This is a genomic window from Bacillus sp. DTU_2020_1000418_1_SI_GHA_SEK_038 (assembly GCF_032341175.1).
Taxonomy (GTDB): Bacteria; Bacillota; Bacilli; order Bacillales; family Cytobacillaceae; genus Cytobacillus.
The window spans coordinates 2,181,150-2,202,403 of sequence record NZ_CP135435.1 but is presented as its reverse complement, the minus strand read 5'-3'; the positions used below and the strand labels follow the sequence as shown (position 1 = coordinate 2,202,403).

Below are 21,254 nucleotides of genomic sequence, written 5' to 3'. Positions count from 1 at the left end.
ATATTTTTCTATTATGAGTCATGATAAACTAGTATATAAAATATTGCATAAAGAGAGGCTCAAAATGATAAAAGCAGTTTTTTTCGATTTAGATGATACACTACTTTGGGATCAAAAAAGTGTGAAGGAAGCCTTTGCTGCTACATGTAAATTAGCAGAAGAACGTTATGGATTGGACCATAATCAATTTGAAGAAGCCGTTCGAGAGGAAGCAAGAAATCTTTACGCCAGTTATGAAACTTACCCTTTTACACAAATGATTGGAATTAATCCGTTTGAAGGATTGTGGGGTAATTTTTTAGATGACCAGGATGATTTTCGAAAAATGAAGGAGATTGTTCCCGTTTATCGGAAAGAGGCTTGGACAAGGGGACTTAAAAAGTTAGGAGTTGATGATCCCGACTTTGGATATGAATTAGCAGAACTTTTCCCACAGGAGCGCCGTAAATCTCCGTTTGTTTATGAGGAGACCTTTCAAGTTTTGGATAAGTTAAAGGAAAAGTATCAGCTTTTATTACTTACAAACGGTTCCCCTGATTTACAAAACACTAAATTAACAATTACACCGGAGCTTACTCCTTATTTTGACCATATTGTCATATCAGGCGATTTCGGAAGAGGGAAGCCAGATCCATCCATTTTTGAACATTCACTGTCACTCATGTCCCTGCAAAAGGATGAAGTAATTATGGTAGGGGATAACTTGATGACAGATATTCTTGGTGCCAATCAAGCGGGAATTAAATCAGTTTGGATTAACCGTCATGATAAAGAGCGGAATGACGTCATTCCTACATACGAAGTTAAACATCTGGAAGAGCTGTTTGAAATATTAGATGTGTTAAAATAGCAAATAAAAAGCCCTGATTCTCTCTCTCATCGGAAGGAAATCAGGGCTTTTTATTATTAATTATTATGCATTTTTAGAATTAGTCATTCGTTTTCGTATACTCCCAACTACTAGCAGCAAAAGAGGGATCCCAACCATATTGACAGGCATTACATATTTAACCCAATATTCCTTCACGTATTCAATGCCAATTAATGTGATAGTCGGCTGATAAATGCCTAATAGGAAGGTAACAATCGCTACAAACCAAATCGCCTTTCGCCAATCCTTTATTTTCAGAAGTTGGGCTGTTCCGTAACTCGCCGAAAAAAAATACAAGGATACCTTAATAAAAACGCTTAGTATCCATATTAATACGGCAACAATCTCCAAGTTTTGGATAAAGTTCATTACACTGATGAACCTAATTGTATCAAATGCAGGGAATAGAATATTTTTGGCAACTTCAGGTCCAAATACCATAATTACACTTAGCGTCGTTGTACTCACTAAAAATCCTGATAGCGCTATACCCCATATAGCTTTTAATGGACCTTGCTTAGGCCGATCCATAAATGAAATGATCATCATCATTAAAACAGTCTCCCCAAGAAATGAGAGCGGAGATAGGGACCCTTTTATGATTGTCGTAAGCCCAGTATCTGAATAAATAGGCAGTATTTTCCGAAATTCCATATTGGGAATTGAAAGAATAAATAATAGTATTACCATAAGGAGCACAATGGGTCCAAATACTTCGCTGCAGCGTGCTATACCTTCGATTCCCGCTATATAAGTTACATAGATCATTAATAAAAGCATAGTCAAAATCAATATCCATGAAGGTGTATTTGGCAAAAGGATCAAAATGGTAAACTCTGCAAACTCACCTAAAATATTTCCGATTACCGAATACCATTGAATGAAATAAATCATGACAATGATGGTTCCAATCCATTTTCCTAGAATAGTCTTACTAAACTCAATTAACGTTTGGTTAGGATATAAAAGGCTAACTTTAGATGCGATTAGAACGATGATAATCCCTGGGACGATGGCGACCAGTGCGGAAATCCAAGCGTCCTGTTTAGCATCACTTATTAATGGATTAATGGTTAGCAGAAGCATATTGCCTGTTTCAAAAGTGAATATTAGCCAAAAGATTTGCAAACCATTAATTTTCATCGTTGCTCTCACTTTCCGACAATATGGATTGTCCCGTCATTCCAATCCTCTTAACCCTTAGGTTTACTTTTACAGAGACAATAGCATCTGAGAAATGCATGTCCCAATCCTTTTTTAATGATTTCCACAAATGCGGATGTTTCTTATGAATAGCTTCACCAAATCCAAATATATCAGTTCCGTATTCCTCTTGAACTTTTTTAATAACTTGCTGTACTTTTTTTTGGGCTCTTTCTTCAAACTTTTTTTCCATATACTTAATATTTTTTGGTTCAATAAGGTTTAAATCGGTGTTATTTTCCAGAAGAGCTCCTTCCCCTGTAAGCTTGACAATAAATTTTATTTTATTATCTTTGCTTATTTCTGGTACTATATCACTTTTTATTTTTGTCATAATCAAACTAGCATTCCCGTTCTTAATTGGGACCGTAATCGTTAATTTTTTGAGGATTCCCATTACCCAAAGCATGGCCCTGTTTTCTAAATTGTTCAAATACCCAATTAATTCAAGGTCCTTGTTAAAAATAGCCACCCCAGCTATTTGCAAAACCGACTCGGATGCGTTTTCTTTTCCGGAGCTATCCCCAACTTGAGATTGTCCAATTTGAACTACTGGCACAGTCGGACGTACACCATCACTAGTTGCAGCAATAAGGAAGGACAAAAACGCCGTGTCTCCTCTTCCGCCAATTTCTTCATGTACTTTAATTGTTGCTGCAGCCGGGGGCTTTTCTAGCGGATAAGAAAGATTTAGAGCTTCTATTGCTGTGCCGCCTTTTACAATAAAAATATCGGTTCGCAAACTGACATCTGGCCCCCGGGTATTAGCATCAAGCTGATGTTTTAGTCCGTGTTTTGCAAATTCTTCACCGAAAAAAACAACTCGCCTGTGACCAGGAAAAGACTCTCTTGAAAGCTTCGTTTGCATATTCTGTAAGGCATCATTTACATTTTTTCCTGTTGCTGATACAGTAAAATACTCCTTTGCCCCTCCTCCGCCACCATTTTGAGATTGCATTTTAGAGGGGACGACAATTTGTCCACTGAGTCGAATATTTTCTTTTTCTCCAACATCCCATCCAGTTGCAAGCCAAATAGCTCTGTCATTTAATTCCTTACGATCCCAGCAGCCCGATACAAAAATCAAGAAGAAGCAAATAATATAACTAAAAATGCGCCTTCTCATCATTTGTCTTTCCCACCTTGTTTTGGACTAGGCTTTTGCCCAAATGGTATCCGCATTTTATTCATACTAGAGATGAATGGAGGCCTATAGTTATAAGCCCATTTAGGTACTCTTATAATGACATCCTTCAATCCTGAAGGAATCTGTGGCGCGACTGGGCTGAAATAAGGAATACCAAACGAACGCAGATTGACTAGATGAATCGTAATGGCTATAAAGCCGAAAACAATTCCGTAAAATCCAAAAACACCTGCTAAAATTAACAGAACGAATCGGATCATTCGAAAGGCGGTTCCGAAATTGTAGCGAGGGATGGCAAAGGATGCTATCCCTGTTGTTGCCACAACAATAACCATTGGAGCCGAAACAATACCCGCCTGTACAGCTGCTTGTCCTATGACGAGGGCTCCAACGATACTTACCGCTGAACCAACTGGTTTAGGCAACCGAATCCCAGCTTCCCTGAGCCCTTCAAAGACAATCTCCATTATTAGCGCTTCAACAATAGCAGGAAACGGTACACCTTCACGTGCAGCCGCAACACTAATGAGCAATGTAGTAGGAATAAGTTCCGGATGATAGGTTGTAAGAGCGACATATACTGAAGGAAGAAACTGTGAAATATTCAACAAAGTAAAACGAATAACTCGTATGAATGTTGTATAAATAAAACGTTCGTAATAATCCTCAACAGCTTGCAAGCCACCCCAAAAAGTCATAGGGACAATCAAAACAAAAGGGGTATTGTCTACTAGTATAGCGACTCTTCCTTCCAACAGGCTCGCTGCAACGATATCTGGTCTTTCCGTATTTTGAATTTGCGGGAACGGAGAAAAAGGAAAATCCTCAATGAATTCCTCTATGAACTCTGATTCTAATACACCGTCAATCTGAATACGCTCTAACCTTGCACGCACTTCATTCAAGAGAGTATCTGTAGCAAGCCCCTCAATATAAGCAATTTCGATATCCGTTTTTGAAAATTCTCCAATAGAGTATGATTCAAATTTAAGTTTTGAACTCCTAATTCTTCTGCGAAGAAGAGTCGTATTTGTTCGCAATAATTCTGTAAAACCATCTCTTGGACCGCGAATACTGACCTCAGTTTGAGGCTCAGAAATACTTCTTGTTTCAAAGCCTTTCAAGTCTGCAAGGATTGCACTTGATTCTCCATCTACCATAATTGCGAGATTTGCCTTTAATATTCCATCAATAAGTTCAGGAACTGTCGAAATAGTTTTAACTTGAGCAATTGAGAGTAGCTGCTGCTCGATCACTTGTTCAAAAGTATGAATCTCACCTAAACCTTTGGGCAATCCTTTGAAGAATATCGGCTTTAATAAAAACTCATCCAGACTCTTAGTATCAATTAATCCGTCAATATAAACGAGCAATATTTTCTTATCCCCACTAACATTAATAGGACGAACGACAAAATCAGCGCAATTTTTAAAATAACCTTTTAAAATTTCCTCCATATCTGATAGAGCTGGGCTTAACTTTTCAGATTGATTATCGGCAGGCTCAGATTGCATCTCCTTTTTAAAATCAAATAATTTTTTCCCTTTTCGTATCTTAACCAAGGTGAAAGAGCCCCCCTTAAATTCTTAAGTATATTTTTCCAATTAAGTGGTTTTGTATACACATTGTGGATAATTAAAAGCAATAAAGAAGGAAGCTGCATTGCAAAATCTTTTGGTTTAGCCTCTTAGAAAATAAAGGTATAATATATAGCGGATTAAATAATGAGAATAATAATAAACGAAAAGGTGTATTTACTATGAAATCTTATATTATTATTGGAGCCGGTATATTAGGTTCATCAACCGCCTATCATCTTGCAAAGGCAGGTGCTGAAGTCTTACTGGTTGATCGCCAAGACCGTGGACAAGCAACCGATGCGGCAGCTGGAATTGTTTGTCCATGGCTTACACAACGGAGGAATAAAGCTTGGTATATGCTGGCAAAAATCGGGGCGAAATATTATTCTTCATTAATAAGTCAATTGGAAGCTGATGGGGAAACAGAAACCGGCTACAAAAGGGTTGGTGCCATCAGCCTGCATGGAGATGAAAATAAGCTGAAAAAAATGCAGGAAAGAGCATTCAAACGTCTGGAGGACGCACCAGAGATAGGGGAAATTACATTATTATCTAATAAGGAAACAAAGGAGAAGTTTCCTCCTTTGGCAGACGAGTATTCTTCGGTTCATATAAGTGGTGCTGCTAGGGTAAACGGCGGAGCTCTTTGCCAATCCCTTATTAACGCAGCCAAAAATCACGGAGCTTCGTTTATGCATGGAAATGCAGAATTACAATTTAATGAAAAAATAGTAACTGGTATTAAGGTAAATGGGGAAACATTTCTTGCAGATCAGGTTATCGTAACAGCAGGTGCGTGGGCGAATGAATTATTAAAGCCGCTCGGTATAAACTTTTTAGTTTCACCTCAAAAAGCACAAATCGTTCATCTTCGTATGGCAGAGACTGATACAAGTGAATGGCCCGTTATTATGCCGCCGAATAACCAATATATTTTGGCATTTGATGGCGGCAGAGTAGTAATAGGAGCTACACATGAGGACGATAAAGGCTTCGACCATCGGGTAACAGCAGGTGGTCTAAATGAAATATTTAGTAAAGCATCAGCCGTTGCACCAGGTTTAAGCGATAGCGAGGTGCTTGAAACTAGGGTTGGCTTTCGTCCGTTCACACCTGGATTTCTTCCAGTGATAGGGATATTGCCGAATTATAAGGGAATATTAATTGCTAATGGCCTTGGTGCATCAGGTTTAACAGTGGGTCCTTATTTAGGTGGTGAACTGGCAAAGCTTGCACTTGGCCACCCATTAGAAATTGACCTTTCTCTTTATGATGTAGCTGGTGCAATAGGTAAATAACATATCGTTAATATTCAAATTGGTATAGTTTCACAAATAAAAACCCTTGATGGTACTGCTTATGTTTTTGCTAAATATTAAAAGTTAACACAAAATCAAAGCATTACCAGCATCAACATTTCTTTTATAGAACATATTAAAAGTGGAGAGCGGCAATTTGCTTTTCAAATTTCTGTAGAGGAAGTGCTTTGATTTGAATAAATGGATGAGAGTGCTTTTAAATACAAATATATTACAAACCGTATTTGGCAGAAAACGAAATAATCGTGGAATGCTTTGGGCCACAATCCTGGGTCTAGGAGCAAGTGCTGCAGCATACGGAATAAACAGAACTCGCACTAGAAATATGAAAAAACCACTTCAAAATGTAATGAATACTGTGAAAACCCCTTTTAAGGGTCAAATTCCAAACGCTGTTTTAGCAGAGTTTGCTAAAGAATTAGCACCTGATAAAAATTCATTACCAAACAAATAGTATGAATATTAAAATGCCCACCGTTTTGTGGGCATTTTAATATTCAAAATTCGAAATGAATTATGGACGGGCAAAATAATTTACACATCGAGTAGCTTTATCTATAAGGATACTTGTTATGGTACCTAAGAGGGCACTTCCAATAATATCAGAAGGATAATGATGCCCAACCCATATACGTGAAAGGCCAGTTAAAACAGATAATATCCACATGATCGAACCAATGAAACGTTCATAAATAAATATGGAAGTGGAAATTGCGAACACTAGCAAGGTATGTTTGCTTGGAAAAGATGAATCTAATTTGGAGGCAATAAGAATTCCAACCCTCCGCTTAATAAATGGACGTTGCTTAAAATAAAACAGCTTTATAAATATGTTTATTAACGTTGTAATCCCTGCAGATATCACTGCATTACGAGATGCTATTTTGTTGGAACTATTTCTAAACCACATAGTAATCAAAACAAATATAAACAAATAACGAATTCTTTTTGATATCAATATCATAAGCAAATCAATTGGGTAACAGCGGCCAGAAAGCTGATTAATTGTCTTAAATATTTTGTAATCCATAAAGCATATCTCCCTATATGATCGATACTAATAAAATTCCCTCGATATCAATAAATATGTAAGACCGAAAAAACACGTTTTTTTAAATAATTTCGGTCATTTCGATATTTTTCTCCATTCTTAACTTATCCTTTTCTAATCTATCTTAAATTCCTTAGGTTACACATTAATTCTTAAAGTTGGATAAGCAATTTTAGACATATGTTTACATATATATGACTAGGACTTTTAGCATTGTGATCTAAAAAGAACTATTAAAGAAGGAGGTGAATGAATTGTCTGGAGGGCAAAGGGTTTTATTTTACCTGCTTTCTTTTTTTATTCCTATTGTAGGGATTATTTTAGGAATTATCTGGATGAATGATCAAGATTTTGATAAAAAGAGTGTCGGTAAAAATTGTTTGCTTATAAGTATCATTTCAATTGTTCTTAGCTGTGTATGCTGGTTTGCATTATCTGCTTTCTCTGTGATGCCTGCATTCTTCACCTATTAATTGAATGCGCGGCTGACCCCTTAAGAATTTGCACACGTACCGATAATATACAATTGATCAAATTGGTCAGCCCCTTTCTTTCAAAAATGGGGGGCGTAAATGATTTCAATTATTGAACAAATTACATTTTTCATTGGAAAAGCCATCTGTCATCAGCTTCCTGAACGTACATTCGAAATGGAGGGACATTATTTTCCTGTCTGTGCTCGAGATGCAGGAATTTATTTCGGCATTTTTAGTTCGCTCATGTTTATCACTGTGAAGAAAAGGTATAGGAATATAACCATCCCTAATAAAAAAAACAGCTTTATTCTGTTACTCTTTCTGTTGCCTTTAGTAGTTGACGGATTTGGATCTTACTTAGGTGTATATTCAACTACTAACTTAATTCGTGTAATAACTGGAATCTTTTTTGGCAGTGCTTTGCCTTTTTTTCTAATCCCCCTAATTATTAATCCTTCATCTGAAAAAAAGGTTATCCCTATCATAAAAAATATTCATGAAATGTTTATTCCCCTCTTTATAGCAGCAGCTTCCGTTTCCTTAACTTTCCATTCCCTTTTAGCATTTACGATTCTCCAACTGTTAATAATTGTGACACTTATTTTTTGGATTTCATTAATCTTTTATTTAATCTTTAGCCGTCTTAGCAATCACTATCTATCAATTAGTTTATCACTGGCCAGCAGTGTAATGGCGCTTAGTGTCATGTCCTATACACATAGTTTAATACGCCCTTTGTATTTACAAAATCTTCTTTAGATTGAAGGTGCTTAAACATGATGCTAGTTTTTTTCACCGCTGCAACGAATACCGTTTCAAAAGATCTTTCACATTTTAAGGACATACTCAAAAATTTGCCCTGGTGGGGGTACCTCATAATATTGATCATATTAGTTTTGGGTGTGTATTTTCCATTTCGGTCCTGCACTTCAATGAAGCGACAAATAACACTAAAATCTGATCCGATAACGAAAATACCTTTGCCCTTTACTGTAGTGCCTGGAAATGCTCAGCATATTGGCAGCAGGACAGAACAGCAGGATGCATTTGCATTTTCTGATATCCATGATCATCCATTCATCAATAAGTTTGGGGTTCTCGCGGTTTTAGCAGATGGGATGGGGGGATTAATAGGCGGTAAGGAAGCGAGCAACCTGGCTGTACAAACGTTCACCAATCATTATATAACATCGTTTGAAATGGATTCTATACCAGAAAAATTGATATTTGCGGTTAAGGAAGCGAATGAAGCTGTTAAAGCCTTTGCCGTTGAGAATGGGGTAGAAGGAGGAATGGGGACGACACTCATTGCCACTGTCATATTCAAAGATCAATTGTATTGGTTATCTGTTGGAGATAGCCGAATTTATTTACACAGAAATGATACTGTAAAGCAGCTGACAACAGATCATATTTATGCTAAAGAGCTAGATGAAAAAGTGGCTGCTGGACTAATCTCAAGGGAGGAGGCTAAATATGATCCCCAAAGAGAAAGCCTAACGAGCTTTCTAGGTTTAGATGTAATCGAGGAATTAGATGTTTCCGTGGATCCAATTCCTTTGGAGAAGGGAGACTCCGTTATCCTTTGCAGTGACGGGCTATATGGATCTGTTTCAAATGAAGAGATGATCGATATATGCAGATCGTTTTCCACGCAAGAAGCAGCGGAAAATTTTATTGAATACGTTCTAAAGAAACAAAAACCTCATCAGGACAACGCGACAGTAGCCATTTTGAACTTAAGATAGATTTATGGAAGAGGGGAATGGATGATGCAGATAAAGAATAAGCGGGAAGGCACTTTTTTTAGGAGATGGATGATTTTCTTATATTCAATCGTTCTGCTATTTTCCTATTCGCATGGGGTGAATGCGGAAACAAGGCCGATTGATGAGCTTCGTAATAGTGTGGTAAGAATTCTTTGCTATGGATCGGATGGAGGGTTATATACGGGGACTGGCTTCGCTGTTGGCACTTCAGAACCTGTTCGTCATATTGTTACCAACTATCATGTTGTAGAACCGAATTTAAATGGGGTCACCATTCTCTTATCTAAGGAAGACCAAATTCAAGCGACTGTTATTGCCTTTGATAAAATCAAAGACTTGGCTGTTTTAGAATTGTCGCAGGATTTGTTTAAGCGGCCGCCTATGGAGTTAGGGAAAAGCGATGAAGTGAAAGCAAGTCAAGAGGTGTATGCTCTAGGCTTCCCTGGAGATGCCGATTTAATTGATGATACCCCTTCTGGTGAACCTAATGATGTCACGATTACAAAGGGGATCATAAGCAAAATATCTACTCAAGGGGGAAGAGGAATCCTCCAAATTGATGTCAATATTAATCCTGGAAATTCCGGTGGTCCGCTCTTAAATGACAATGGTCATGTAATCGGAATTAATACATTCGGCGTTACGAGTGCTTCCGGAATAAATGGCGCCGTCCAAATCGATGAACTTATTCCGATGCTTGAATCACGAGGAATAAACTATTTAACAGCAACGAATCCGATCGTTGAAGTAATGGTTGACGTTCCTGAAAAAAAATCTACTGCCATATGGTGGATAATCGGAATCGCAGTTGGAGGGTTACTCTTATTAATTTTTATCATTGTCCTGGTCATTTTAATGACGAAGAAAAAAGGAAATAAGCCGGGTCATGTACCAACCCCTGCACCTATTGTACCTTCTCCTCCAATTTCAGTTCCAAAATTAAAGGGGCTTTCAGGTTATTTTGCTGGCCAGACATTAGAGCTAAATGGGACCCTGTTATCCATTGGACGTGATGCGAAGCAATGCCAGCTAGTTTATCCGAATACTTCTGAAGAGATCAGCAGGAAGCATTGTACTATCCGATTTGATAAATACAATGGGACCTTTATGATCGAGGACCATAGCTCTAATGGCACGTATCTAGTTTCAGGGGAGCGGATTCCTCAAGGAAAAATAACGCAATTGCGTTCTGGTGATCGTTTTTATTTAAGCGCACAGGAAAATATGTTTGAAGTAAATTGGGAGATTAAGTAATGCAATATCGAACAGCTTCCATCTCAGATAAAGGCGGAAGAGAAGTTAATCAGGATTGCACTGGCTTTCATGAATCGGAAAATGGCGGATGCTGGGTGCTAGCTGACGGGCTAGGCGGATATCAGGCAGGAGAAGTTGCTGCCAAGCTTGCAGTTGAAACCATTTTGACAGAATCCCAAATTAGGGATGATATTTATTGGCTAAAGGATGGCATAGACCAAACACAAAAGGTTATTCGTGAACATTTGCTAGTAGGAACAAACGCAAAGTCAATGAGAACGACCCTTGTTGTCCTATTATGTAAAAATAATCTTGCCGCTTGGACCCATGTAGGCGACTCTCGTCTATATATGATCAGGAATGGAAAAGTGCTGTTCCAAACAAAGGATCATAGCGTCTGCCAAGCACTCGTCAATTCAGGAGAAATAACAGCTGATCAAATTCGATTTCACGAGGATCGGAATCGGCTTTTTCGAGTATTGGGGTCAGAAGGAGTAATCAAAGCTACTTTTCTAGAAAAAGAAATGACCGTTTATCCCGGAGATTCCTTCTTGTTATGCTCTGATGGCTTTTGGGAATATGTTACAGAGGAAGAGATGGAGAATACTAGGTTAGTATGTTCTGCCCCTTCAGACTGGCTTAAATCGATGGAGATCATTCTGAAGGGCCGCACTCTCGAAAACAATGATAATTACAGTGCAGTTGCTGTGTTTGTAAGTGAATAATTTGTCACAATGAGGTGAAGGGATGGCGGATATTAATCATCTTTGTTTAGGGTGTATGGAGGATAAAGGATCAAATCATATATGTCCTCACTGCGGCTGGGTAACAGGAGCGGCCGCAGAAGCACCACAGCATTTACCGCCTGGAACAATTCTGCACGAGAAATATCTTTTAGGCAGAGTTCTTGGACACGGAGGTTTCGGCATTACGTATTTAGCTTGGGATTTAAATCTCGATATGAAGCTAGCAATTAAAGAATATATGCCGCGCGATTTTGCAACAAGATCGCTTGGACATACGATGGTATCTGTTTTCTCAGGCAGTCTTAATTCTCATTTTGAGCATGGCTTGAATAAGTTTTTAGATGAAGCGAAAACCTTGGCACAATATAATAACCACCCAGGAATTGTTGGTGTACGGGATTTCTTTAGAGAGAATGGAACCGCGTATTTAGTTATGTACTATTTAGAAGGGGTCGACTTCAAGCAGTATTTAGAAACACAGGGGGGAAAAGTCCCTTATCAAACTGCCCTTATGATCATGATGCCTGTAATGGATGCATTGAGGGAAGTTCACCGGTCAGAGACACTGCATCGGGATATTAGTCCGGATAACATTTATATTACGGCTGAAGGTCAGGTTAAAGTATTGGATTTTGGAGCGGCACGTCATGCCATAACAGAGTTTAGCAAAAGCATTTCCGTTATATTAAAGCCTGGATATGCACCAGAAGAACAATACCGGAGTAAAGGTAAACAAGGACCTTGGACAGATGTATATGCAACTGCAGCTACGTTTTACCGCGCTATTGTTGGTCATGTACCACCTGAATCTCTTGATAGGCTAGAAGAGGATGCCATCATTCCACCTTCTAAGCTTGGTGTTGATATTCCGGCAAAAGCAGAAGCAGCGCTAATGAAGGCATTATCCGTAAAAGCGGCAGACCGCTTCCAATCTATGGATGAATTTCAGCAGGAGCTGCTGGAGAATTTACAAGTTACACCTAGTTCCGAAAAAACGGAAGCAAGCAACAATTTAGAGCCCATTAATCAAGTAACGAAGGCGAAAGCTTCACCTCCAAAAGATTCGGCAAATCAAGCCCCAAAGAGAAAAGGAATTTCTAAATGGGTTTGGATTGGTGGAGGAGCGGCTGTTGCAATCCTTTTGTTTGCAGGGATATTTGCTGCAACCATCCTGTTTGGAGCTAAAACCGGTAAGGAAATAGTGAAAACGAAAGACAATCCTGTAGCCGTTAATCAAACTCAGGAAGCACCCAAACCAGTTATCAAACAGGTAACAGTACCTAACATTATGAGTATTCGTGAGGAAGAGGCAAAGAATTTATTAGAAAAAGAAGGCTTAAAGCTCGGTAATGTCACATATGTTGAAAGTTTATTTCTAGAAAAAGGTTGGGTTATGAAGCAATCTATAGACCCTGACCAAAAGGTAAATGAAAACGATTTAGTTCATCTAGAGGTTAGTAAAGGGATTGAGCTTCCTGTTGATGAAGAAACCATTAAGGTTCAGAAGCTATCAATTGTTAATGAATATTGGGATAAGGGATATAACTTGGATATAGAGAATAAAATGGAGGAAGCGCTAAAATATTATATTCAAGCTCGGGATATGGCAAAGGTGCTGTATGAAGTGAATGAATATGATTTTGATGCTCAATATTCAATAGGGGTATTGTATAGAAATATTTCCATAATCAAAAGTAATTTAGGATATTACGAATATGCCCTTAAAGATATCGAGGAAAGTGTTGATATATTAGAAGATTTGCTTGAAGAGGATCCTATTTTTCAAGATGATTATGTTGAATTAGCAAATTCTTACGGGATGCTATCCTATATTCAATTTTTAAATAAAATGCCAAACGATGCGATCGAAGCAGCAGAGTTGGCGCTCGAACTCGATCCCAGCAATATCGTGTTTAAAGCGAATTTGGCACATGCCTATTTATTCTCAAATCAGTTTAATGCAGCAGTTGCCCTCTATTCTTCACATCAGAATGAACTCGTATCTGAAAATGAATTGTTTAAAGATTTTGTTTTAGCCGATTTTAAGTATTTTAAAGAAAAAAACTTAACACATCCTGATATGCAAAAGATTGAGGATATGTATAATAATCCAAATATTGATGTATATTCCGATGAACTTGAAATCGAAATCACGATTTACGCTAATGGGTTTGCGTTTGAGGATGAAGATGTAGAAACATATTTAAGTACCATTGATCCAAGTGCAGCAGGTCTTACAGAGCAGAGCATTTCCAGTTTCTTTAAAACGTATGACGAAATCCAAGCTGCAATTGAAAGTATTGAAGTATTAGAAATAAAAGGAGATACTGCAAAAGCAAAAGTAGTTCAAACTTTGACCTATACGGACGGTACACAAAATTATGAAGCGAAAAGCACATTAATTCACAGCTTTATTCGTTCGGACGGCATTTTCAAGTGGCTTATTTCCGCAACAGAGGTAGAAGGGGGATAGGATCATGAAAAGATGTATAAATGGACATTATTATGACGAAGCGAAACATAGTTTATGTCCTCATTGTGGGGTTAATATTGATTTAAATCTTGGGATGACTATGCCGATGAGGCAGCCTGGAGGAAATGACCCTTCCAAAACTCAGGCAAAGCTGCCAAATGACAACGCTGAATTAGGCAAGACAATAGCCAAAATACGCAATGATATTAGAAATCCCCCTGTTCCACCTAGTCAAAATGACGGAAAAACGGTAGCTGTTTTCCGCAAACAAATGGGGATTGATCCAGTTGTTGGGTGGTTAGTGTGTATAGATGGACCAGATAAAGGAAAGGATTTTCGAATAAGGAGTGAGCGGAACTTTATCGGACGTTCTGACAAAATGGACATTTGTATTGCAGGAGATGAAGCTATTTCTAGAGAAAACCATGCCATTGTCAGCTTTAGCCCTAAAAAACGTCAATTCCGTGTGTATCCTGGTGAATCTCGAGGACTTGTCTATTTAAATGACGAAGAGGTCATAACAGCAGACGAACTGAAGCCATATGACGTTATTGAGCTTGGGAAAACAAAGCTGATGTTTATGCCATTTTGTGGGGATACATTCGTTTGGGATTAAGAGAATAAATCATTAAAATGATATGGCAGATATTAACTAATAAAAAAGGCGCCTTCCTACTTTAAAAAATAATTAGGATAGCGCCTTTTGTGTTGGCTATTCCTCTAATTGTGACAAAGACACATCCTGCTCATTTGCTGGGTCATCCAAAGGATAAATTCTTGCTGTATCATTTTCATTTACATGCTGAATATAAACTTGTTTTCCGTTATACATAACTTTATGTATCTCTGGTGATTCTGAAATTTGTTTTGCACGCTGCTTGTCCATTTTTTTGCGCCTCCTGTCTTTTGACTGCCAAGTATAATGTTTCCTATTTAGAAGGGAAAATACGGCTTTAGAGATAGAATATTAATATTTTCCATTATTCAAACAAATAATCCACTCAAAGGATTTACTTGTAGCTGTTTTTGTGAAATATTATTTAAAGGTAACACTTTTGACGAAAGCTTGGGAGGTATTCAGATGAAGAAAAATAAATTAGTAGTAGTAGGGGTCGGGCATGTAGGATCATATGTTTTAGCAGACGCCATGAAACTTGGTCTTTTTTCAGAAATTGCTGTTATTGATAGTAGAGAGGATGTTGCTTTTGGGGAAGCATTAGACCAGGCGCATGCAACTGCTCTTACATATATGTCCAACACGACAGTTCGATCAGGTGATTATTCAGAATGTGCTGACGCAGATGTTATTATTTGTGCAGCAGGTCCAAGTGTTTTGACAACTGATAAGGATGCGATGCCAGATCGGGCATTGTTGGCTGAAAAAAATGCAGAAGTCATCCGAGAAGTGATGACTGGAATTACTAAGTATACGAAGGAAGCCATTGTGATCATGATTACAAATCCTTTAGACACGATGGTTTATATTGCAGAAAATGAATTTGGCTATCCAAAGGGCCGTGTTTTTGGAACTGGAACGATGCTGGATTCCGCCCGTTTATGCTATGTCGTTGCTTCGAATTACAATATTGATCCGAAAAGTGTCACCGGATATATGATGGGTGAGCACGGCCATACATCCTTCCCTGTTTTTAGCCGCTTAAATGTGAAAGGGTTTGGAGAAGATGAATTGGATCAAGTATTTGAAGGGAAAGAACCTTTAAACAGAGAGAAAATGGGTCAGCAGGTCGTCAAAGAAGCGTTTGCTGTTTTAAATAATAAAGGCTGGACAAATGCAGGAGTGGCACAGGCTGCAATTACATTAGCAAAAGCCGTCATGCTTGATGAGCGCAGTGTATATCCAGTTTCTACTACTCTAAATGGGCAATATGGCTATAATGGTGATGTTGCACTCAGCATGCCATGTGTAATTGGCCGAAATGGCGTGGAAAAGCAGCTAGAAATTAAATTGGACGAGCAGGAAACTGAGTGGCTGCATAAATCAGCAAAGTATATTCAAGATACGATGAAAGTGGCTAAGACCGGAAAGGACTATTTGTAAATATTTGTTCCCCATCTGTAGAGGTGGGGACTTTTTTTATATGTTAATAGATTGATTATAAGAACATTCGTTTGTATAATAGAACTAGAGAAGATACATTTTTTTAGGGGGGGAGCGCCTTGCCAAGAAGACCTGGGATGACTGATGCCATGATAATAAAAATGTATAAAAGCGGTATGTCTTTTAAGGAAATGGTTGCATATAACATCAGGAAGCAGTGATTTTACAAATGGTCTTCAAAAGGTGTTTCAATCCTGGAGATTAAATGCCGAAATTACGTCAATGATTGGGCAAACTGAACAAACAATTTATTGCATTTGGATAAAAGGAAAATTACAGCTCCAAATACTATCATCAATCATTTATAACAATGTAAATAATGATAATTTTATTGTACATAAGAGAATATTTATGACACAGCACTCTGACAATTTTTATTTTGTAGAAGATACTGAGGATATACCAAGGTGGAATCTATCTAATGGGAAATTAGTCCATTCATCAAAGAATACCAGAATATCATTTAGAACAAATATAAGTAAATTAATCTTGAATTCGTTAAAAGTTAAAGCTGGAGAACATAGAACATCTGTAAATTACTTACTTGAAAACGGATTAAAAAATCTTTTGGACCAAGAATCTATTTCGATAAATGTTCAATCTAGACCTAAGGATCGGGTTCAATTTAAAACTACGTATGATCAAATGTTAATTATGGAAATTAAACAAATAGCAAAAATAAATAAATTATATGTAAATGAAATTATAGAAAATAGTGTTCAATTTATTGATTGGAGCAAATTGTCTTTAATAGAGGTAAAGATGACGAACGACACAAGAATACTTAAATCAGATAACCTTTGAATAAGGTTTTTTTCTTTTTTATTAAGTAAATTCGTGTCATTTTAATTGACATAAATTTACTTAATATGTTGAAAAATGAAACAAAAATACTGAATATGGTGAGGGCCATTTTTCTTAATGTTTCATGATATTAAAATTGTTTAAATCATAATAATGTCGATATTGTAACAGTAAAGTTGTTTTAAAAAAGCCCAATCAATCTATTCAGCAATCGGGCCATATTGTTAAATAATACTTAAAAGGGAATTGGATATTTATGTTAAAGTGTATAGAAAAAATTGTGAAGAAATGTACTGATATGAACGAAACTTTCAATGCTCCCTATACATATTGATTTTGGTTTCGGTTTTTGAGCAATTCTTAGTAGAGAAGCGTTTTTTGGCTTCTTTGCAAGAGGGGGGATTTGATTGAATACAGAAATATGGTTTAGAATGGCTACTGAAAAAGGTTTAGACAGTATTGTTGCAATGCTTGGTGATGATGATTTGGGAAGTAAACGTGAACGTTATGAGCATCCACTTCCCAATAATTACATAAAAGCATTTGAGGCTATTACATCTGACCCTAATAACGAGTTAGTAGTGGCTTGTGACGGTAAAGAAGTGATTGGGGTACAACAAATTACTTTTACGCCTTATATAACACATCAAGGTGGATGGAGAGCTACTATCGAAGGAGCGAGAACATCAGCTTCTGTAAGAGGTAAGGGTGTAGGTACTGAACTTATAAAATGGGCAATTCAACGTGCAGAAGCACGTGGTTGTCATTTAGTACAACTGACAACTGATAAAAAAAGACCAGATGCGTTAAGGTTTTATGAACGGTTAGGTTTTAAAGCAACGCATGAAGGTTTAAAGCTGAAGCTTTAAAAACTATCGGTAGCGTATCTACCATATGCAGATATGCTTTTTTACTTAATGCTCAGTATTCTTTAATTATTGTATTAGTTTTATAAGGGTATAGAGAGACGAGGGAGTCACTTCAAAGAGAAAATTGTTATAATTTTGCTGGTCTATTAGTTTATCAAATTGTAAAAAGGAGATGACTAGATCCCACATATTGAATTTCGGACAATCGTCATTTCTCATGAATTGGAATATAGTGAAAAGAGAAAATCACTTTCGATACAAGTTAAGTGAAGATGAGGTTATTGTGACTACATCTGCATGTAGTGCCATTGGAAAGATTGATGCTAAAAGGAGCACCATGGATTTTGAAACTACAAGCCCACCTTGATGCGGTCTTTGACTTTCAACAGCCTAGACAAATTTTTTCGGAAGATATGAATAATTACATCATGCCACCCATTCATCATTGCGTTTAATATAAGAAAAAAGTTTTAAATTGAACGTTATTTTTTGCATCGACTCACCTCCTCACCTGACTTCTTTGTTAACTCTACTTAAGGGAATTCCTACAGTTAACCCATTCATAGTTCAATGTTGAACACTGCCTAAAAAAGCTTAATTACCCATATTTTTATTATTTTTGAAAAATTATGAATAAATGGTTCTATTTTCATATTATATATAGTAATATTTACTTACAGTTTCTAAGTGAATACATATCTTTAGTAAGGGGTGGTTTATTGGTCGAGGACTTGCTATGGTTCACGAAGGAATGGATAGAAATTATTTGCTTGATTTTGATTGTGTTGGCAGGACTGTCTATTATGGTTTTTGGATTTGGTCGAGCAACGAAAGGAGTAGTTGGGCTAATTACGCTGGTCATTATGCTCATGTTTTTCAATAGTTCACAAATTGAAGAGCATGCTGCTACCAATATACTAACTGAAGACGGTGGGTTAGGTGACTCGCTGTTCACTTTCCAAGAGAAACATAAACAGCTCGATAAATTCGCAAAGGATGAAGGCTTTATAGCCTATTCTTTTGAAACTGAGAATAGTAAACTCGAGGCATCTTTTTTTGAGTTTCGGGAAAAAAGGGCCTTTCAGCTCAATGTTTATCCAACGGAGCCGCTTGAATCTACAGAAGATTTCGTTCATTTTCTTGAGCCTTATCTCCCGATAGATAGTATCTATCGAAATAAGGTTGAGAATGGGGACGGATTTCTTTATTTTTACCAAAGTGAAAAACTAGAGAGGGCTTTTGATGAAGAATTTTCTTGGGGGGAAAAACGAGGAACCTTTATTATATCTATTCCGAAGGATCTTCAAATGGCCCAACTGGTTGTTTCAAAAGAGTAGACCTGAAAGGGTCTTTCTTCATCAATAAAGAGTTTAAAGGGGATGAAACAATGCGCCGACCGCTTATTAACACAAATGTGAAACAAAAAACAAAATTGAGTGTAACACCTCAACAAATTTCTCGAACAACGGTTGAGCTAACTGGTTTGGCACTCGATAAACGTTTGCGGCAAAAAAGGTCTCCTTCCTATGTCAATAGCTTGACGAAGCTTGATGCCGGGGGAGTGACATGTAGTCATGCACAGATCGACGAGTTAAAGCAAGCAATTCAAAATGAATTTCCGGAATTAAATCCGTATCAATACCCAATCGGAATTATTGCTAAATGTTACTTAGGGAATCCGTATGAAGTACATACACTAGATATTAAATTGGACATTGTCCAGCATTATAAAAAGGGAGAGGCTGTTCCGATTCTTGATCGAGGAAGAGGGTTAGCCTTGCATCCAAGTTATGAGTTTATTGAAGTATATAACGATACTCTACGAGCTGTTACGAAAAGCGGCGATGTAGCTGTCATTCAGGGGTGAGAGAAATGGGAGAACGTATAATACATACAGCAGATTTAAGCCGAATTGAAGGGAATCTGCGTAACTTACAAAATGATATCAATTATGTATCCGATCAAGTTGATCATGTCAATCAAGAAGTGTTGGATACAAAATCTGACTTACATGCTTTAATTCAGGAGTTTCATGAGTATGTTCGTAAAGACCAGCTAGAAAAAAATATTCAACTGGCAGAAACAAGAATTGTAAAGGTACGTCAGGAACTGGAAACCAATTTTGGTCATTACGGCGATGTTCGCCGCCGGGTTACTGGAATACTTCAGGCTGTTGATGCCAGCCTTGTGAGGAAAGAAACAATTGAAAATTCAAGCGAGGAGCAGATGCTAGCAGCGCCGCGTTACTGGTTGGCCCCTTGTTTAATTGCCCTATCTGCTTGGCTGAATGGGAATAAGGAATTAGCGGATAAAGCCTTACTAGAAGGCTTACGAAGAGATGATGAGAAAACGTCGTTATTCTTTGCTCTTGTTGCCCGCAGGGGTGCAAGGTATAAAGCGAGCAGAGAATGGCTTGATCGTTATTTTGGCCTGCAAGATCCACATAATCTAGAGAGAGAAATTGTAATATTAATTGATGGTTTTGCGAATGGGATTTTTGGACCAGATGCTCGCATCAAAAGTGGGAAACAGATTGAGGGATGGATCGAGGAATTATCTCAAAAAGTGGGCTTCGTAGAAGAGCAGCATGTTCAATGGAAAACGGCACTAGAGTCCAAGGTGAAAGAGTTGGAGGCTCATGTTTATCCATACTTGAAAGAATATAGTTCGACGTGGCCAGGGCTTGAAGAAAGTTTGAAAGGAGCCAAGCTTCACAAAATCATTCATGAGTATTTTAATGATATTTTTATGAAGGAAGTCATTCCAGCTAAAAATATTGCTTACGCAGTAGATGCTTTGCTTGATACGTTGGTTTCTAAATTTGATGATGAGGAACTCCCGCTTCGCCGGGATGAACGTCAATTATCATTGGTGATTCAAGAAGGTGGAGACCGTAAAAGGGCGGAAGTCCTGTTTGATAATGAGAAGACGCTTGAAGAACGCGTATCTTTTACGACACTATTAACGAATTTTGCAATGCATCCGGATGTTTCGAATGCCTCGCTTGCTACCCAAAAGCTATCCATTGCGCTTTCAAAAGAGTGGGTCAAACATGCTCATGATGATATCACTGCTGAAAACCGTGCAGAGGTTCCGATAGATATTGATTTCGAGATTGACCAATGGAAAGGATCTACGCGAAATGGGTCTAATGAATCGGAATTAGTTCAGTCACTGAAAAGTCATATCGAAAACAGAAAGGTAAAGGCAATTGAAAATGTTAAGCTGACGTTCAAGCATTGGGCTGCACTGGCTGGTGGAATTTTATTTGCACTCATGGGATTTAGTACTCCATTTCTCTTCTTATTTGCGCTTGCAGGAATTGGATACTTCTTTTATGAAAAGAAAAATCTTGTAAAAAGAAAAGAACAAGTTGCAGATGAGTTTGATACGCTTTTAAAGCATTGTACACAAGTGTTGCGGGCAACATTGGCTGAAACGGTTGACTGGAGAAAAGAGTATGATAAAGAGGATCAAAATGCACAGTTGGTGACAGATTTATTAGAAACGATCACTCCAGAGCAGTATTCATTTTCAAGTTTTGATAACGCACGTGCCGTTGTGAACTAAGGG

General features: G+C 37.7%; 21 protein-coding genes. 16 read left to right on the top strand and 5 right to left on the bottom strand.

What is annotated here, in order from left to right:
- The first annotated feature begins 64 nt into the window (after positions 1 to 64).
- Complete coding sequence (locus RRV45_RS10895; protein ID WP_315668851.1) at positions 65 to 850, top strand: HAD family hydrolase; 786 nt, start codon at positions 65 to 67, stop codon at positions 848 to 850.
- Positions 851 to 913: 63 nt separating this feature from the next.
- On the opposite strand, the gene RRV45_RS10890 is transcribed toward RRV45_RS10895, so the two are convergent.
- The 3 genes from RRV45_RS10890 to RRV45_RS10880 are packed head-to-tail and all read right to left on the bottom strand — an operon-like array spanning position 914 to position 4,735.
- Complete coding sequence (locus tag RRV45_RS10890; protein ID WP_315668850.1) at positions 914 to 2,014, bottom strand: GerAB/ArcD/ProY family transporter; 1,101 nt, start codon at positions 2,012 to 2,014, stop codon at positions 914 to 916.
- Positions 2,004 to 3,203: a Ger(x)C family spore germination protein gene (locus RRV45_RS10885; protein ID WP_315668848.1), complete on the bottom strand. Its 1,200-nt coding sequence runs from the start codon at positions 3,201 to 3,203 to the stop codon at positions 2,004 to 2,006. The genes RRV45_RS10890 and RRV45_RS10885 overlap by 11 nt, the downstream gene beginning before the upstream one ends.
- Entirely contained in the window at positions 3,200 to 4,735 is a 1,536-nt protein-coding gene (locus RRV45_RS10880; RefSeq protein WP_315669001.1) for a spore germination protein, read from the bottom strand. Before RRV45_RS10880 ends, RRV45_RS10885 begins: the two co-directional genes overlap by 4 nt.
- A gap of 245 nt (positions 4,736 to 4,980) precedes the next feature.
- Between RRV45_RS10880 and RRV45_RS10875 the strand changes: the two genes are divergently transcribed.
- Together RRV45_RS10875 and RRV45_RS10870 are read left to right on the top strand one after the other, a co-directional pair.
- Entirely contained in the window at positions 4,981 to 6,099 is a 1,119-nt protein-coding gene (locus RRV45_RS10875) for an NAD(P)/FAD-dependent oxidoreductase (RefSeq protein WP_315668847.1), read from the top strand.
- 193 nt (positions 6,100 to 6,292) lie between these two features.
- On the top strand, positions 6,293 to 6,574 hold the full coding sequence (locus RRV45_RS10870; RefSeq protein WP_315668846.1) for a hypothetical protein: 282 nt from the start codon (positions 6,293 to 6,295) through the stop codon (positions 6,572 to 6,574).
- A gap of 60 nt (positions 6,575 to 6,634) precedes the next feature.
- On the opposite strand, the gene RRV45_RS10865 is transcribed toward RRV45_RS10870, so the two are convergent.
- The gene (locus RRV45_RS10865) at positions 6,635 to 7,150 is read right to left on the bottom strand and encodes an undecaprenyl-diphosphatase (RefSeq protein ID WP_315668845.1); all 516 of its coding nucleotides are present in this window, start codon (positions 7,148 to 7,150) and stop codon (positions 6,635 to 6,637) included.
- Between the two features lie 275 nt (positions 7,151 to 7,425).
- Between RRV45_RS10865 and RRV45_RS10860 the strand changes: the two genes are divergently transcribed.
- The 7 genes from RRV45_RS10860 (at position 7,426) to RRV45_RS10830 (ending at position 14,505) form a co-directional block, all read left to right on the top strand.
- Complete coding sequence (locus tag RRV45_RS10860; RefSeq protein WP_315668844.1) at positions 7,426 to 7,644, top strand: hypothetical protein; 219 nt, start codon at positions 7,426 to 7,428, stop codon at positions 7,642 to 7,644.
- Positions 7,645 to 7,743: 99 nt separating this feature from the next.
- Entirely contained in the window at positions 7,744 to 8,406 is a 663-nt protein-coding gene (locus tag RRV45_RS10855; protein WP_315668843.1) for a DUF2085 domain-containing protein, read from the top strand.
- Between the two features lie 122 nt (positions 8,407 to 8,528).
- Positions 8,529 to 9,395, top strand: coding sequence for a PP2C family protein-serine/threonine phosphatase (locus RRV45_RS10850; RefSeq protein WP_315668841.1), 867 nt, complete (start codon positions 8,529 to 8,531; stop codon positions 9,393 to 9,395).
- 21 nt (positions 9,396 to 9,416) lie between these two features.
- A complete protein-coding gene (locus RRV45_RS10845) occupies positions 9,417 to 10,670 on the top strand; it encodes a trypsin-like peptidase domain-containing protein (RefSeq protein WP_315668840.1) in 1,254 nt (417 codons plus the stop codon).
- Positions 10,670 to 11,395 carry a PP2C family protein-serine/threonine phosphatase gene (locus RRV45_RS10840; protein WP_315668839.1) on the top strand — a complete coding sequence of 242 codons (726 nt, stop codon included), beginning with the start codon at positions 10,670 to 10,672 and terminating at the stop codon, positions 11,393 to 11,395. The genes RRV45_RS10845 and RRV45_RS10840 overlap by 1 nt, the downstream gene beginning before the upstream one ends.
- Before the next feature lie 22 nt (positions 11,396 to 11,417).
- Positions 11,418 to 13,889 carry a protein kinase domain-containing protein gene (locus RRV45_RS10835; protein ID WP_315668838.1) on the top strand — a complete coding sequence of 824 codons (2,472 nt, stop codon included), beginning with the start codon at positions 11,418 to 11,420 and terminating at the stop codon, positions 13,887 to 13,889.
- A 4-nt stretch (positions 13,890 to 13,893) separates the two neighbouring features.
- On the top strand, positions 13,894 to 14,505 hold the full coding sequence (locus tag RRV45_RS10830) for an FHA domain-containing protein (RefSeq protein ID WP_315668837.1): 612 nt from the start codon (positions 13,894 to 13,896) through the stop codon (positions 14,503 to 14,505).
- Between the two features lie 96 nt (positions 14,506 to 14,601).
- Here RRV45_RS10830 and RRV45_RS10825 read toward each other — a convergent pair whose 3' ends face one another.
- Positions 14,602 to 14,775: an H-type small acid-soluble spore protein gene (locus tag RRV45_RS10825; RefSeq protein WP_315668836.1), complete on the bottom strand. Its 174-nt coding sequence runs from the start codon at positions 14,773 to 14,775 to the stop codon at positions 14,602 to 14,604.
- Between the two features lie 195 nt (positions 14,776 to 14,970).
- Between RRV45_RS10825 and RRV45_RS10820 the strand changes: the two genes are divergently transcribed.
- The 6 genes from RRV45_RS10820 to RRV45_RS10795 all read left to right on the top strand — a co-directional run bounded on the left by RRV45_RS10820 (position 14,971) and on the right by RRV45_RS10795 (position 21,251).
- Positions 14,971 to 15,948: an L-lactate dehydrogenase gene (locus RRV45_RS10820; protein WP_315668835.1), complete on the top strand. Its 978-nt coding sequence runs from the start codon at positions 14,971 to 14,973 to the stop codon at positions 15,946 to 15,948.
- Positions 15,949 to 16,143: 195 nt separating this feature from the next.
- The gene (locus RRV45_RS10815) at positions 16,144 to 16,812 is read left to right on the top strand and encodes a hypothetical protein (RefSeq protein WP_315668834.1); all 669 of its coding nucleotides are present in this window, start codon (positions 16,144 to 16,146) and stop codon (positions 16,810 to 16,812) included.
- 431 nt (positions 16,813 to 17,243) lie between these two features.
- Positions 17,244 to 17,681, top strand: a complete 438-nt coding sequence (locus RRV45_RS10810; RefSeq protein WP_410489373.1) for a GNAT family N-acetyltransferase — start codon at positions 17,244 to 17,246, stop codon at positions 17,679 to 17,681.
- A 719-nt stretch (positions 17,682 to 18,400) separates the two neighbouring features.
- Positions 18,401 to 19,018 (top strand): hypothetical protein, encoded by a 618-nt coding sequence (locus RRV45_RS10805; protein WP_315668832.1) that lies wholly within the window; start codon positions 18,401 to 18,403, stop codon positions 19,016 to 19,018.
- Positions 19,019 to 19,068: 50 nt separating this feature from the next.
- Complete coding sequence (locus RRV45_RS10800) at positions 19,069 to 19,548, top strand: hypothetical protein (RefSeq protein WP_315668830.1); 480 nt, start codon at positions 19,069 to 19,071, stop codon at positions 19,546 to 19,548.
- A 5-nt stretch (positions 19,549 to 19,553) separates the two neighbouring features.
- Positions 19,554 to 21,251: a hypothetical protein gene (locus tag RRV45_RS10795; protein WP_315668829.1), complete on the top strand. Its 1,698-nt coding sequence runs from the start codon at positions 19,554 to 19,556 to the stop codon at positions 21,249 to 21,251.
- Positions 21,252 to 21,254: the final 3 nt, after the last annotated feature.